Annotated in this window: 9 protein-coding genes and 2 pseudogenes; 3 read left to right on the top strand and 8 right to left on the bottom strand. The window is 61.7% G+C overall.

Features of this window, described 5'->3' with window-relative positions; all coding sequences use genetic code 11:
* Window positions 1-140 precede the first annotated feature (140 nt).
* Window positions 141-323, top strand: a pseudogene (locus P3C29_RS18135) (PTS N-acetyl-D-glucosamine transporter); the annotation flags it as partial.
* A gap of 188 nt (window positions 324-511) precedes the next feature.
* Here P3C29_RS18135 and P3C29_RS18130 read toward each other — a convergent pair.
* The 3 genes and pseudogenes from P3C29_RS18130 to purL all read right to left on the bottom strand — a co-directional run.
* Window positions 512-694: pseudogene (locus P3C29_RS18130) on the bottom strand (hypothetical protein); the annotation flags it as partial.
* Window positions 695-805: 111 nt separating this feature from the next.
* The gene (locus P3C29_RS18125) at window positions 806-1,117 is read right to left on the bottom strand and encodes a hypothetical protein (protein ID WP_063032975.1); all 312 of its coding nucleotides are present in this window, start codon (window positions 1,115-1,117) and stop codon (window positions 806-808) included.
* A gap of 4 nt (window positions 1,118-1,121) precedes the next feature.
* Window positions 1,122-5,018, bottom strand: coding sequence for a phosphoribosylformylglycinamidine synthase (gene purL, locus P3C29_RS18120; RefSeq protein ID WP_169387182.1), 3,897 nt, complete (start codon window positions 5,016-5,018; stop codon window positions 1,122-1,124).
* Between the two features lie 287 nt (window positions 5,019-5,305).
* Between purL and mltF the strand changes: the two genes are divergently transcribed.
* The gene (mltF, locus tag P3C29_RS18115; RefSeq protein WP_275965072.1) at window positions 5,306-6,766 is read left to right on the top strand and encodes a membrane-bound lytic murein transglycosylase MltF; all 1,461 of its coding nucleotides are present in this window, start codon (window positions 5,306-5,308) and stop codon (window positions 6,764-6,766) included.
* A gap of 151 nt (window positions 6,767-6,917) precedes the next feature.
* Here mltF and P3C29_RS18110 read toward each other — a convergent pair whose 3' ends face one another.
* From P3C29_RS18110 to treP, 5 genes are all read right to left on the bottom strand, one after another.
* Entirely contained in the window at window positions 6,918-7,214 is a 297-nt protein-coding gene (locus P3C29_RS18110; protein WP_275965071.1) for a PTS transporter subunit EIIB, read from the bottom strand.
* 1 nt (window position 7,215) lies between these two features.
* Window positions 7,216-9,747 carry a phosphoenolpyruvate--protein phosphotransferase gene (ptsP, locus tag P3C29_RS18105; RefSeq protein WP_275965070.1) on the bottom strand — a complete coding sequence of 844 codons (2,532 nt, stop codon included), beginning with the start codon at window positions 9,745-9,747 and terminating at the stop codon, window positions 7,216-7,218.
* A 48-nt stretch (window positions 9,748-9,795) separates the two neighbouring features.
* The gene (locus tag P3C29_RS18100; protein ID WP_275965069.1) at window positions 9,796-11,016 is read right to left on the bottom strand and encodes a carbohydrate porin; all 1,221 of its coding nucleotides are present in this window, start codon (window positions 11,014-11,016) and stop codon (window positions 9,796-9,798) included.
* Window positions 11,017-11,090: 74 nt separating this feature from the next.
* Window positions 11,091-12,737 (bottom strand): alpha,alpha-phosphotrehalase, encoded by a 1,647-nt coding sequence (gene treC, locus P3C29_RS18095; RefSeq protein ID WP_275965068.1) that lies wholly within the window; start codon window positions 12,735-12,737, stop codon window positions 11,091-11,093.
* 65 nt (window positions 12,738-12,802) lie between these two features.
* Window positions 12,803-14,245: a PTS system trehalose-specific EIIBC component gene (gene treP, locus P3C29_RS18090; RefSeq protein WP_201121626.1), complete on the bottom strand. Its 1,443-nt coding sequence runs from the start codon at window positions 14,243-14,245 to the stop codon at window positions 12,803-12,805.
* A 236-nt stretch (window positions 14,246-14,481) separates the two neighbouring features.
* Between treP and treR the strand changes: the two genes are divergently transcribed.
* Window positions 14,482-15,186: a trehalose operon repressor gene (gene treR / locus P3C29_RS18085; RefSeq protein WP_010176851.1), complete on the top strand. Its 705-nt coding sequence runs from the start codon at window positions 14,482-14,484 to the stop codon at window positions 15,184-15,186.
* The last annotated feature ends 6 nt before the right edge of the window (window positions 15,187-15,192 follow it).

Raw genomic sequence — 15,192 nt, 5'->3', positions numbered from 1 at the left:
CCCCAATAAAAACGCCGCATTTTTTCAGATAGAACCCTGTGGCAGGTTTTAGGGCCGCTGCGCAGCCCAGCGCGGGGCAAGCCCGCTCACCACAGGGTGATTGCCTATAGGGAAGAAATGTTTCTAAACCGGATCCGCCTGTTCGGGTGGAGTTGGGGGATGGTTCGGTGCTGTCCGAGTCCCAACTGACGGCACTGGGTTGCCAGGGCGTGAGTCAACTTGAGAGCGGTGTTTGGCACTTGCTGATTGGTGACAAGGCTTCGGGCTTGGGTGAGGCACTGGAACGGCTGGTCAGCGGCCGCGAAGCCGTAACCGGCGCTTAGCAAAATTGTAGTGAGCGGGCTTGCTTGTGGTGAGCGGGCTTGCCCCGCGCTGGGCTGCGCAGCAGCCCCAATAAAAACGCCGCATTTTTTCAGATAGAACCCTGTGGCAGGTTTCAGGGCCGCTGCGCAGCCCAGCGCGGGGCAAGCCCGCTCACCACAGGGTTACTGCCTATAGGGAAGAAATGTTTCTAAGCTGGGTCCGCCTGTTCAGGCAACTCATACAAGTCCAGCGTCCGATCCACCATCAACTGAATCCCCTCCAGCACCCGACAAATCCCCAGCGCCACATCACGGTGGGAACCATCGACTTCAAACGCCAGATGAACTGTCAGCGCCTGCACGGAGGCCAGATCCTGAGAGGCGTTGGCCAGCCGCGCAGTCAAATGTGGGAGCCGGGCTTGCCCGCGATAGGGCCCTCACAGCCAACAAAAAACCCGCTGACCAAACTGGCCCAGCGGGTTTCCTGTTTTGCAGCCGACGAATCAAAAATCCGCCAACTGCCACACCTCATAAGCCGGTGTCTCGTACGGATGGCTCAGTTTCAACGCAGCCACCACAGCCACGATCAACTCATCCGCCACCACCAGCTCAACCTTCCATTCCTCAACCACTTCAACCTGGCCCACCTGCCCGATAAACGGCTGGCTGCCGTCCATCGCGCGGAATTGGCCCTGGCCCAGCACTTGCCAGGCGCAGCTATCGTAGTGGCCGATGCGCCCGCCGCCGGCTGCGAAGACCGCAGTTTTCACCGTCTCCACATGGCTGTCGGGCACAAAGAAGGCGAGTTTGTACACCGTCTTAGTTCACCCACACGCGAGCGTTACGGAACATGCGCATCCACGCGCCGTCTTCGTTCCACTCTTCCGGGCGCCACGAGTTCTGCACGGCGCGGAATACGCGCTCCGGGTGCGGCATCATGATGGTGACGCGACCGTCGCGGCTGGTGAGGCCGGTGATCCCGCGCGGCGAGCCGTTCGGGTTGGCCGGGTAGCCTTCGGTGACCTTGCCGTGGTTGTCGACGAAACGCAGGGCCACGGTACCGGACAGGTCGGCTTCCAGCAGTGCTTCTTCGCTGGAGAACTCGGCATGGCCTTCACCGTGGGCAATGGCGATCGGCATGCGCGAACCGGCCATGCCCTGCAGGAAGATCGAGTTGGATTCCTGTACCTGAACCATCGCTACACGGGCTTCGAACTGCTCGGAACGGTTACGCACGAAGTGCGGCCAGAACTCGCTGCCCGGGATCAGTTCGCTGAGGTTGGACATCATCTGGCAACCGTTGCACACACCCAGGGTGAAGCTGTCGTTACGCTCGAAGAAGCCCTGGAACGCGTCGCGGGCACGGCTGTTGAACAGGGCCGATTTGGCCCAGCCCTCGCCGGCACCCAGCACGTCACCGTAGGAGAAACCGCCGCAGGCAACCAGGCCTTTGAACTCATTGAGGTCAACGCGACCGGCGAGGATGTCGCTCATGTGCACGTCGATCGCATTGAAGCCGGCACGATCGAACGCTGCCGCCATTTCCACCTGACCGTTGACGCCCTGCTCACGCAGTACCGCCACTTGTGGGCGGATGCCTTTCTTGATGTAAGGCGCGGCGATGTCCTGGTTGACGTCGAAGCTGAGCTTGGTGCTCAGGCCCGGGTTGTCTTCTTCCAGGATCACGTCGAACTCCTGCTCGGCGCAGTCGGCGTTGTCACGCAGGCGCTGGATCTGGTAGCTGGTCTCCGCCCACTGGCGTTGCAGCAGGCGGCGCTGGCCTTCAAACACGGTTTCGCCGTTGAAGACGATGTTGATTTCACCGTTGTTGATCGGCTGGCCCACTACGGCCACGCAGTCGCCCAGGCCAGCAGCGCTGAATTGTGCGAGTACGTCCGGCGTTGCGTCCTGGCGAACCTGGATCACGGCGCCCAGTTCTTCGTTGAACAGGATCGCGGCGATGTCGGCAGAGGTTTCCGCCAGGCCATCGAGGTTCAGGCTCAGGCCGCAGTGACCGGCGAAGGCCATTTCCACGGCGCTGGTCAGCAAACCACCGTCGGAACGGTCGTGGTACGCCAACAGGTGACCGTCGGCGTTCAGGCCCTGGATCACCGCAAAGAAGGCTTTCAGGTCTTCGGCGTCGTCGACGTCCGGAGCCTGCTTGCCGAGCTTGCCGTGCACCTGGGCGAGGATCGAGGCGCCCATGCGGTTCTGGCCGCGACCGAGGTCGATCAGGATCAGGTCGGTGGTGCCCTTGTCCATGCGCAGTTGCGGGGTCAGGGTCTGGCGAATGTCGGTCACTGGCGCGAAGCCGGTAACGATCAGCGACAGCGGCGAGGTAACGCTCTTGTCCACGCCTTCATCGTTCCAGCGCGTGGCCATGGACATGGAGTCCTTGCCCACCGGAATGGTGATGCCCAGCTCAGGGCACAGCTCCATGCCGACTGCTTTCACGGTGTCGTACAGGCGCGCATCTTCACCCGGGTGGCCGGCAGCGGACATCCAGTTGGCCGACAGCTTGATGTCGGAGATCTTGGCGATGCGCGACGCGGCGATGTTGGTCAGGGTTTCGCCAATAGCCATGCGGCCCGACGCCGGAGCGTCCAGCAGGGCCAGCGGAGTGCGCTCGCCCATGGCCATGGCTTCACCGGTGTAGACGTCGAAGCTGGTGGCGGTGACGGCAACGTCTGCCACCGGAACCTGCCACGGGCCGACCATTTGATCACGGGCAACCAGACCGGTAATGGTGCGGTCGCCGATGGTGATCAGGAAGCTTTTGCTGGCAACGGCCGGGTGGTGCAGGACGCGCTCCACGCAGTCGGCGATGGCCAGGGTGGACGGATCGAAATCGTCGCCCAGTTCGTTTTCACGCACGGCCGAACGGTGCATGCGTGGGGCCTTGCCCAGCAGCACTTCCAGCGGCATGTCTACCGGGCTGTTGCCGAAGTGGCTGTCGGTGACCGTCAGTTGCGGCTCGGCAGTGGCTTCGCCGACCACGGCAAACGGGCAGCGCTCGCGTTCGCAGATCGCCTGGAAGCGTTCGAAGTCCGCAGGACCCACCGCCAACACATAGCGTTCCTGGGATTCGTTGCTCCAGATTTCGTGCGGGGCCATGCCCGGCTCGTCGTTTGGAATGTTGCGCAGTTCGAAGCGGCCGCCACGGTCGCCATCGTTGACCAGCTCAGGGAAGGCGTTGGACAAACCACCCGCGCCCACGTCGTGGATGAAGCTGATCGGGTTCTTGTCACCCAACTGCCAGCAACGGTCGATGACTTCCTGGCAACGGCGTTCCATTTCAGGGTTTTCACGCTGTACGGACGCGAAGTCCAGGTCTGCCGAACTGGTGCCGGTGGCCATGGAGGAAGCGGCGCCGCCGCCCAGGCCGATCAACATGGCCGGGCCGCCGAGGACGATCAGCTTGGAGCCGACCAGAATCTCGCCTTTCTGTACGTGTTCGGCGCGGATGTTGCCCATGCCGCCGGCCAACATGATCGGCTTGTGGTAACCGCGCACTTCATCGCCACGCGGGGTGGTGATGGATTGTTCGAAGGTACGGAAGTAACCGGTCAGGGCCGGACGCCCGAATTCGTTGTTGAACGCAGCGCCGCCCAGCGGGCCTTCGATCATGATGTCCAGCGCGGTGACGATGCGCTCAGGCTTGCCGTACGGCACTTCCCACGGCTGTTCGAAGCCCGGGATCTGCAGGTTGGATACGGTGAAGCCAGTGAGGCCGGCCTTTGGCTTGGCGCCACGACCGGTTGCACCTTCGTCGCGAATCTCGCCGCCGGAACCGGTGGCTGCGCCCGGGAACGGGGCAATCGCGGTCGGGTGGTTGTGAGTCTCGACTTTCATCAGAATGTGCACCGGCTCCTGCACCGCGCCGTACTGGCGGGTTTCAGGGTCCGGGAAGAAGCGGCCAGCCACGCTGCCGACGATCACCGAGGCGTTGTCTTTATAAGCCGACAGAACGCCTTCGCTGTGCATCACGTAGGTGTTCTTGATCATGCCGAACAGGCTTTTTTCCTGGCTCTGGCCGTCGATGTCCCAACTGGCGTTGAAGATCTTGTGACGGCAGTGCTCGGAGTTCGCCTGGGCGAACATCATCAGTTCGATGTCGTGCGGGTTGCGCTTCAGGCCGATGAAGGCGTTGACCAGGTAGTCAATTTCGTCTTCGGCGAGGGCCAGGCCCAGTTCGGTGTTGGCCGTTTCCAGCGCGGCGCGACCACCACCGAGCACGTCAATCGCGGTCAGCGGCTTTGGCTCGGCGTGGCTGAACAGACCGGCGGCCTGTTCCAGCTGGCCCACGATGATCTGGGTCATGCGGTCGTGCAGGCTGCTGGCGATCAGCTCGGCCTCGGCGTCGCTGAACTGGCCTGCTACATAGAAGGCGATCCCGCGTTCCAGGCGCTGGATTTTTTCCAGGCCGCAGTTGCGGGCGATGTCGCTGGCCTTGCTCGACCAGGGCGAGATGGTGCCGAACCGTGGCAGGACCAGGAACAAGCGGCCGTTAGGCTCTTGAACAGGAACGCTGGGACCGTACTTCAGAAGGCGCGCCAGCACTTGCTGTTCGTCGGCGGTCAAAACGCCGTTAACGTCGGCGAAGTGAGCAAATTCAGCATACAAGCCACTGACAGAAGGTACCTTCTGGCTCAGTTGCTCAAGGAGTTTGCTGTGGCGAAAGGCAGAAAGGGCAGGAGCGCCGCGCAGGATCAACATCTTCGGGACAGCCTCGGGAAGGGGGTGTGCTTTGAGGCCGTGCATTCTAGCGTAAACCGTCGCCAACGGCACCCGAAACGGTACCAGTGGCCGCAGCCGGACGTCAGTTGGCATAAATCGCACGATATCAGATGGCCATACCCGCTGTTCCGGGCAGTTATTTTAACCGTCACAATCGGCTGCCAAGCCCCGTTTCTGCGGGCTGCAGCCAAGGTTTACGGGCGCTAGCAGACAAGTGCCCCGCTGTCGAGATATGGCGCCGAGGGTCCTTTGCGTATACTGCGCAGATGTTCTCCCCAACTGCTTTACGCCCGCGAGGCGCCAAATGGCTCTTCGTCACCGGACTCTTCCTGCTGCTCAGCGCCTGTGTGGATAAACCCAACACGCTCGAGCGAATCAAGGAGGATGGCGTATTGCGGGTGGTCACCCGAAACAGCCCGGCCACGTATTTCCAGGACCGAAACGGTGAAACCGGTTTCGAATACGAACTGGTCAAGCGCTTTGCCGACGACCTGGGTGTAAAGCTGGAGATCCAGACCGCCGACAACCTTGACGACCTGTTTTCCCAGATCGGCAAACCCAACGGCCCGGTGCTGGCCGCCGCCGGCCTGGTGAGCAGCGAGCAGCGCCGCCAAGAGGTGCGCTTCTCCCATCCGTACCTGGAAGTCACCCCACAGATCATCTACCGCAACGGCCAGTCCCGCCCCACCACCGCGGCAGACCTGGTGGGCAAGAAGATCATGGTGCTCAAGGGCAGCACCCACGCCGAGCAACTGGCAGCGCTGAAAAAACAGTTTCCCGGGATTGAATACGAAGAGTCCGACGCCGTTGAGGTGGTCGACCTGCTGCGCATGGTGGACGAAGGCCAGATCGACCTGACCCTCGTCGACTCCAACGAAGTGGCGATGAACCAGGTGTACTTCCCCAACGTGCGGGTAGCCTTTGACCTCGGCGACGCCAGTAACCAGGCCTGGGCCGTGGCGGCGGGCGATGACAACAGCCTGCTCAACGAGGTCAACAACTACCTCGACAAGGTTGAAAAGAACGGCACCCTGCAACGCTTGAAAGACCGTTATTACGGGCACGTCGATGTACTCGGCTATGTCGGCGCCTACACCTTCGCCCAGCATCTGCAGCAGCGCCTGCCCAAATACGAGAAACACTTCCGGGCCTACGCCAAGGAAGAAAAGGTCGACTGGCGCCTGTTGGCGGCCATCGGTTATCAGGAATCACTGTGGCAGCCGGCGGTTACCTCCAAGACCGGCGTGCGCGGCCTGATGATGCTGACCCAGAACACCGCGCAGGCCATGGGCGTGTCCAACCGCCTGGATGCCAAGCAAAGCATCATGGGCGGCGCCAAGTACCTGGCCAAGATCAAGGATGAACTGGACGACAAGATTGCCGAGCCGGACCGCACCTGGTTTGCCCTGGCGGCGTACAACGTCGGCACCGGCCATCTGGATGACGCGCGCAAGCTGGCCGAGAAAGAAGGCCTGAACCCGAACAAGTGGCTGGACGTGAAGAAGATGCTGCCGCGCCTGGCTCAGAAGCAGTGGTACAGCAAGACGCGTTATGGCTATGCCCGCGGCGGTGAGCCGGTGCACTTTGTGGCGAACATCCGGCGCTACTACGACATCCTGACGTGGGTGACGCAGCCCCAGCTGGAAGGCAACCAGGTAGTGGAAGGCAACCTGCATGTGCCGGGCGTGGACAAGACCAAGCCGACGGAAGAAACCCCGAAGCTGTAACTCCCCGATCCTCCAAACACCACAAAATACTGTAGGAGCCGGGCTTGCCCGCGATGGCGGAGTATCAGCCAGCCTATATATCGCTGACACACCACCATCGCGGGCAAGTCGAATCGTCGCACCGCCGCTCCCACATTTGATCTTCTTTGATTTATAGAGCGGTGTTCAGGCCGGTAATCAGGTGCACCACCCCACCCGCCAACACCATCACACCCGGCACACCCGCCGCCTTCAACGCCTTCTCATCCAGCCGCCCCGCCTCCTTCAACTGCACCCGCACCCGGGTCAGTGCCACCCGTTGCTGCGACTTGAGATTCTCCGCGCCACCCAACGCATTCAACACCGCCGGCGCCAATAGTGATTCGCTCACCGGAGCCGCCTGCGGCGTCTCAAGAATCAAATCCGGGGTCAGGGCCTTCCAGAACGCCCGCTGAAATTTCTCGAACATGTCAGTTCTCCACAACCAATGAGGTTTCAACGGTAGCCGCGTGATACAGGCGCAACGCTTCGCGCACCTGTGACGCCTCTTCCAGGCCCAGCACCTGGCGGGCGATGGATTGGCAGTCCGTCAGGTCCAGCTCGCGCACGGTGGCCTTGATGGTCGGGATCAGCGGCACGCTGACCGACAACTCATCCACCCCCAGCCCGATCAACACCGGCACCGCCAGCGCTTCAGACGCCAGGGCGCCGCACACACCCACCCACTTGCCATGGGCATGGGCGGCCTTGACGGTGGTGGCGATCAGGCGCAGCACTGCCGGGTGGAAGCTGTCGGCCTGGCTGGCGAGCCGCGGGTGATCGCGGTCCATGGCCAGGGTGTATTGGGTCAGGTCGTTGGTGCCGATGGAGAAGAAATCCACCTCCGGCGCAAACACATCCGCCATCAGCGCCGCCGACGGCACTTCGATCATGATTCCCAGCTTCGGCAGTTCCGTCAGCCCCAAGGCCAGCGCTTCCTCTTCAAGAATCTGCCGCGCCAGGCGCAGTTCCGAGAGCAGGCTGACCATCGGCAACATGATGTGCAGACGGGCGAAACCGGCACTGGCGAGAATCGCGCGGAACTGTTCGCGCAGCAGTTCCGGGCGTTCCAGGCACAGGCGAATTCCACGCAGGCCGAGGAACGGATTGGTCTCTGCGTCCATCGGCACATAGGCCAGCGGCTTATCGCCACCGACGTCCAGGGTGCGCACCACCAGATTGCGCTCGGGGCCCAACGCACGGGCAATGGCGCTGTAGGTGCCCGCCTGTTCTTCGGGACTCGGTGCGCGGTTGCGGTCCAGGTAGAGGAATTCGGAACGCAGCAAACCGACGCCTTCGCCGCCCAGGGACAGCGCTTGTTCCACTTCTTGCAGGGATGCGACGTTGGCCGTCACCTCGACGTGGTGACCGTCGCGGGTGGTAGCGGGCAATGACGCCTGCTCCACTTCGCGCTGGCGGCGCAGTACGTGTTGTTGGCGGGTGGCTTGCAGTTGCTCGATCTCGGCCAGGTCCGGCTCCAGGTGCAACTCGCCCTTGTCGGCATCCAGCAGCACTTGCTTGCCGTTGGCCAGGTCCAGCACCTGCACGGGCACGCCGCAGATCGCGGGCAAGCCCAGGGCCCGCGCCAGGATCGCAACGTGGCTGGTAGCACCGCCGCCCACCGTGACGAAACCCAACACCTTGCGTGTATCGAGGCTGGCGGTTTGCGAAGGGGTGAGTTGTTCGGCAATCAGGATCGCCTGCTCCGGCAAGTCCCAGGCGCTGTCCTTGATCCCGAGGATCAGCTTCAGCACCCGTTGGCCGACGTCGGCCAGGTCCGCCGCGCGCTCGGCGAGCAAGGCGTTGCCCAAGCCCTGGAACAGCGTGGCGGTGGCGACGGTCGCACTGTTCCAGGCAAACGCTGCACTCTTGCCCTGGGCCAGTGATTCATGGGCCTGTTCCAGCAGCGTCGGGTCTTCCAGCAATTCTTGATGAGCGCGGAAAATCTCCGCCTGGGCACCGCCGACCGCCGTGGCCTGCAAGGCTTGCAGTGCCTCGGTCGCTTCGCGCAGGCCACGTTCCAGCGTCGCACGCTCGACCGCTTCACCGGCACCGGCTTCAGTGATATTCAGATCCGGCTCGGCCACCTGAACCACTTGGCCGAACGCCGAACCCGGCGAAGCACACACACCGCGCAGCAGGCTTGCCGATGACACCGGCGGCGCCGGCTCAACGACCTCGACCTGCGCCGCCACCGTCTCTCCGCAGCCGTCTGCCAGCAAGGCAACCAGGGCCGTGATCGCTGCCTCGGCATCGTCGCCCGCCGCACTCACCTGCACGGTATCGCCCTGCACCGTCTGCAACGCCATGATCGCCACCAGGGATTTGGCGTTGGCGCTCTGGGTTTGCTTGTGCAGGTAAATGCTCGCCTTGAAACCCTTGGCTGCCTGGGCAAACACCGCCGCCGGGCGAGCGTGCAGGCCGTTGGCATTGGGCAACGTCAGCGGCTTGGAAAACAGTGCCTCGCCCTGCTCTTCCTCGACCTCGGCCGCGCCCGCCTCAGGCGTTACCCGCAGCAGCGGTTGCCCCACGTCCACCAGGCCCTGCTCCGGGGTCAGCAGCTTGAAGGGCTCGCCACTGACCACCAGCATCAGGGTCAGCAAGCTACGGGCGTTGAGCGCCACGTAGTCGGCATCGAATTCGATCAGCGGCTGCCCGGCGTCCACCCGCTGGCCTTCCTCGACCAATCGGGTGAACCCCTGGCCCGCCAGATTCACGGTGTCCAGGCCAATGTGCATCAGCACCTGGACGCCGTTGTCATCGGTGACGCTCACCGCATGACCACTGTCCTGGATATTGCTGATCACCCCGGCCAGCGGCGCGCAGAGGGTCTGCGAGGTCGGATCGATGCACAGGCCATCGCCGATCAGGCGACTGGAGAACACCGGATCAGGCACTTGGTCCAGGGCGAGCAGCACCCCGGACAATGGCGCCAGCAATTCCAGGGGTTGGGTTGTGGTCATGACTTCACCTGCTGTTTTGTTCTGTAAAAATCATTGGGCACCGGCGGCTTATTTCCACCAATACTCAACCTGCACACCAACGTTGGAACCATGCAACGCACTGCCGTAGCTGCCGGTGTCGGACAACGCCGAACCTGCCGCCAGTTCATTGGCTGCACGCTTGGCCGCTTCGTTCCAGGTCGCGTAGGTGTAATACAAGCGCACTTCCGGCCGCGCCCAGAAATCCGGGCCTTTGGGCGACCAGGTCGGGGCGAAGGTAAATTTGCTCAGCTTGCGCGTGCCACCGGTGGCCTCGACCTGATCATGACCGAGTTCGGTGACCAGCTTGAATTGTTCAGAGATCGCGTAGGCCGGGCGTACGCCCACCGACATCCAGGTTTGATCCTGGCTGCCCGGCCGAATGTCTTTCTGGTACACGGCCTCGATCTGCCCGCCAAAACGCGGGGTCACTTGCCAGTCGAAGAACTCCACCGCGCGGTAGCTCTTGCTGCTTTTATCGAGGAACGTATCGCCGGTGTAGCCGAGGCCGGTGCCGGGGCCTTCACCGTACTGCAAGGCGAACTTGTTGCGCCCGCCGAGGAAGGGTTTCTGCACGTGCTGGGCGGTAATGGCCCAGCCGCTGTTGGTGTCGCGACCACCGGCTTTTTCGATGTAGCTCAAGCCCAGCTCCAGCTCGCCGCCTGGGTTGGTCTTGAAGCCCCCTACGTTGAAGTCGTGACGGGTGGCGTATTCCTTCTGGTACAGGTTGTCCTTGCGGGAAAGCGCATAGCTGTATTTCAGGTCGCCGATTTTCACGTCCTCGATACCGCCGCCCGTGGCGCTCTGGTTCCAGTAGTAGAAGTCGGAGATATGGATGTCGTTTCGTTTGTAGTAACGCCGGCCGGCCCACAGCGAACCGCCGTTGAGGCTGGGCAGGTTCGACCACTGTGCATACATCTGCGGCATGCGCGCCGAGCCGTTGTCTTCACCCTGGAACTTCAGCGCCCGGTCGTACTTGTTGTACAGCGAGGCCATGGCGTCGACGCTGAATACCGAACCGTCGTCGAGGGTCAGCAGGTCCTGGCGCAACTCGAGTTCGGCGTACTGCTCGCATTCGTTGCCCAGGCGGTACTTCGATTGTGCACCCGGCAACTGGAAGCACTGCTGCTTGCCGCTGCCGGTTGAAGTCCCCGCGCCGCTGCGCAAATACCCGGCAAATTCCAATGCCTGGGCGGCCATCGGCAAGGTCAGACAAGATGCAACGAGGCCCAGCTTTATTGTTGTTTTCATGTAGCACTCCGATATTTTTATTATGTTTTTTTAAAGCACCCCGGCGCTCCCACACCGGGGGTAAAGCGGGGTTCTCAGTCCTTGAGGTGCAGCACAAACGATTCATACGGGCGCAGCGAGACCTGGCTCGAACGCGGTGGGCAATCGTCGTAGTTGCTGATCAGCAGGCGTTGCTCGTGTGCCTCAGTCAGCAGGCCATCGGGCAATTCGATTTCGCAGGGCGTGCCGTAGAAGTTGTTCAGCACCAGCAGGCGCTCGCCCTGCCCTTCCCGCAGGTACGCCCACACCTGGGTGTGCTGTGGCAGCAGTTGGCGGTAAACGCCTTCCTGAATCAGCGGCTCGTGCCGACGCAGTTCGATCAGGGCGCGGTAGTGATGCAGCACCGATTGCGGATCATCCTGCTGGCTTTGCACGTTGATCTGCGCCGCGTTGGCCGGGATGCCGATCCACGGTTCACCGCTGCTGAAGCCGGCATTTTTATCGGCATTCCATTGCATCGGCGTGCGCCCGTTGTCGCGGGATTTCTGCATGATCGCCGCCATGCTCGACGCCTCGGACTCACCGGCCTCGCGCTTGAGCCGATAGATGTTCAGGGTCTCGACATCCCGGTATTGGTCGATGGTGTCGAAGCCCGGATTGGTCATGCCCAGCTCTTCGCCCTGGTACACAAACGGCGTGCCCTGGAGGAAGTGCAACGCAGTGGCGAGCATCTTCGCCGAGACCACACGGTGCTCGCCGTCATCCCCAAAACGCGAGACCACCCGCGGCTGGTCGTGGTTACACCAGAACAACGCATTCCAGCCGCCACCGGCCTGCATGCCGAGTTGCCAGTCAGACAAAATCTGCTTGAGTTGCAGGAAGTCGAAGTCGGCCGCGACCCACTTTTGCAGGTTCGGGTAATCGACTTTCAGGTGGTGAAAGTTGAAGGTCATCGACAGCTCTTTCGACTGCGGATTCGAATAACGAATGCAGTGTTCAAGGCTGGTGGACGACATCTCCCCGACGTTGATCAGGTCATGCCCCTCGAACACTTCGCGGTGCATTTCCTGCAGGTACTCATGCACGTTCGGGCCGTCGGTGTAGAAGCGCCGACCGTCGGTGTTGTCTTCCGGGAAATCCGCCGGCTTGGAGATCAGGTTGATCACGTCCAGGCGGAAACCGCCCACGCCTTTGTCGCGCCAGAAGCGCATCAACTTGAACACTTCGGCGCGCACTTTGGGGTTGTCCCAATTCAGGTCGGCCTGGGTGTGGTCGAACAGGTGCAGGAAGTACTGGCCGGTTTGCGCCTCGTACTCCCAGGCCGAACCACCGAACTTGGACTCCCAGTTGTTCGGCTGATCGCGCCAGATGTAGAAGTCGCGATACGGGTTATCAAGGCTGCTGCGCGCCTGCTGGAACCACTCGTGCTCGATGGAGGTGTGGTTGACCACGATGTCGAGCATCAGCGTGATGCCGCGCTTGGCCGCTTCGCTGATCAGCAGGTCGCAATCAGCCATGGTCCCGTAGCTGGGGTCGATGGCGTAGTAGTCACTGATGTCATAGCCGTTATCGCGCTGGGGCGAACGCAGGAACGGGGTGATCCACAGGCAGTCGACGCCCAGCCACTTCAGGTAATCGAGCTTGTCCACGATGCCCAGCAGGTCACCGGTGGCGTTACCCGCGTGGCTGTGGAAGCTTTTGGGGTAGATCTGGTAGATCACCGAGTGTTGCCAGTCTTGCATGGTGGTTTCCTTCAATTTGAAATGCGATCAACTGTGGGAGCTGGCTTGCCTGCGATGGCGCCAGATCAGGCAACCCTGTATCCAGGCCGGACAATCTTCATGCTCAGCGCACAGGTCAAAACAAACGGCACGACAATCGCGACGGCCATGCCGATGACAAAGCTTGGGATGTACTGCGGGATGATCGAGATGAACCCGGGCAAGCCACCCACGCCAATGGCCGAGGCCTGGACCTTGTTCAGCGACAGGAAAATGCTGCCCAGGGCCGAGCCGGTCAGGGCGGCGTAGAACGGAAACTTGAAGCGCAGGTTGACCCCGAACATCGCCGGTTCAGTGATGCCGAAGTAGGCGGAAATCGCCGAAGTGGACGCCATGCTTTTGTCCCGCGCATTGCGGCTCATGTAGAACACACCGAGCGCCGCGCTGCCCTGGGCCAGGTTGGACATGACGATCATCGGCCAGATAAAGGTGCCGCCCTGGGTGGAGATCAGTTGCAGGTCCACCGCGAGGAACATGTGGTGCATGCCGGTGATCACCAGTGGCGCATACAGCAGCCCGAAAATCGCGCCGCCGACCATGGGCGCCAGGTCAAACAGGGTGACCACGCCTTCGGTGATCAGGATGCCGAGATGACGGGTCACCGGGCCGATGATCGCCAGCGCCAGCACGCCGGTGACGACGATGGTGGTGATCGGCACCACCAGCAATTGAATGGCATTCGGCACCCGCGCCCGCAGCCATTTTTCAATCACGCTCATCACGTAGGCGGCCAGCAGGATCGGCAGGATCTGCCCCTGGTAACCGACCTTCTCGATCTTGAACCAGCCGAAAATATCGAAGTACGGCAGGCTCTGGCCGTCGAGGCCGGCGACTGCCTTGCCGTAGTTCCAGGCGTTGAGCAAATCGGGGTGCACCAGCATCAGGCCGAGGACGATGCCGAGGATTTCACTGCCACCAAACCGTTTGGCCGCCGACCAGCCCACCAGCGCGGGCAGGAACACAAACGAGGTGTTGGCCATCAGGTTGATCAGGCTCCACACACCATCCAGGTTCGGATAGGCATCGAGCAGGGTCTTGCCCTCGATGAACATGCCCTTGGCGCCCATCAGGTTGTTCACCCCCATGAGCAAACCGGCAATGATCAGCGCCGGCAGAATCGGCATGAACACGTCGGAGAACACCCGCACCAGGCGCTGCATGGGGTTTATTTTTTCGACGCTTTTCTGTTTCACGTCCGCGATGGTCGACGCGGCGAGGCCGGTCTGTTCGCGCAGGGCGGCGTAGACCTTTTCCACTTCGCCGGGGCCGATCACGATCTGGAACAGGCCGCCGGTGAAGAACGAGCCCTTGACCAGGTCGACCTGGTTCAACGCGCCGCTGTTGGCCAGGCTCGGGTCCTTGAGGGCCAGGCGCAGACGCGTCACGCAGTGGGCAGCTTGCTCAAGGTTGTCGCTGCCACCGAGGTTCTCGAGAATCTCGCGGGCAATATTCGGATAGTCGTGGCTCATGCTTGGTATCCACTTGGTTTTTTTTATTGGGGGCGGTCAGAGGCAGCACGCCGAGGGCAAAAGTACTCGTCTGTACGAGTTAAAGCAACAACTCGTCTGTACGAGTTACAAATTGTCTATTTTTCTGATTTTCGAGTCAGGCGTCGCTGATTTACACATTCCGTCGAATGGACAAACCTGACCTCTGCCACTAAGGTTCGTGCCTTGAATGCAATCGCGGCACAGAGCCCTCCTCCATGAGCAAATACAACCAGATCTATACCGATCTGCTTGCCAGCATCACCACCGAACGCCTGCAACGCGGCACGCGCCTGCCCTCCGAAACAGAACTGATGGACGCCTACCAGGCCAGTCGTGGCACGGTGCGCCGGGCGATCGAGCAATTGCAGGAGCGCGGCTTCGCGCAAAAGATCCATGGCAAGGGCACCTTCGTGCTCTCACCCAACCCCATCGAGTTCCAGCTGGGCGGGATTGTCAGCTTTCGCGAAACCCATGCTGCCCTGGGAGACGATGTCAGCACCGAAGTGGTGGAGTTCAGCCAGTTCCCGCTGGAAGGCTCGCTGCTGCAGCACATCGAAGCCGAACCCGGCAGCCTGATTACCCGAGTCAAACGGGTACGGCGCATCGCGGGCAAGCGGGTGATCCTCGACATCAACCACTTCGTCGCCGACCTGATTCCGGGGCTCGATCGAGAGATTGCCGAGCAGTCGATCTATGCGTTTATCGAGCAGACGCTGCAGCTGCAGATCAGCTATGCCCAGCGCACCATCGAAGCGCTGCCCCGGGGCAAGGACGATCAACTGCACCTGGACCTGGATGGGCAAAGCCATGTGATCGTGGTGAGCAACCAGACGTTTTTGCAGGATGGACGGCAGTTCGAGTACACCGAGTCGCGGCATACGCTGGATAAGTTTTACTTTTCGGATATTGCGCGGCGGTGAGGGAAG

It is taken from the genome of Pseudomonas sp. 1912-s (genome assembly GCF_029269205.1).
GTDB lineage: Bacteria > Pseudomonadota > Gammaproteobacteria > Pseudomonadales > Pseudomonadaceae > Aquipseudomonas.
This window is presented reverse-complemented; position numbering and strand designations above follow the sequence as displayed.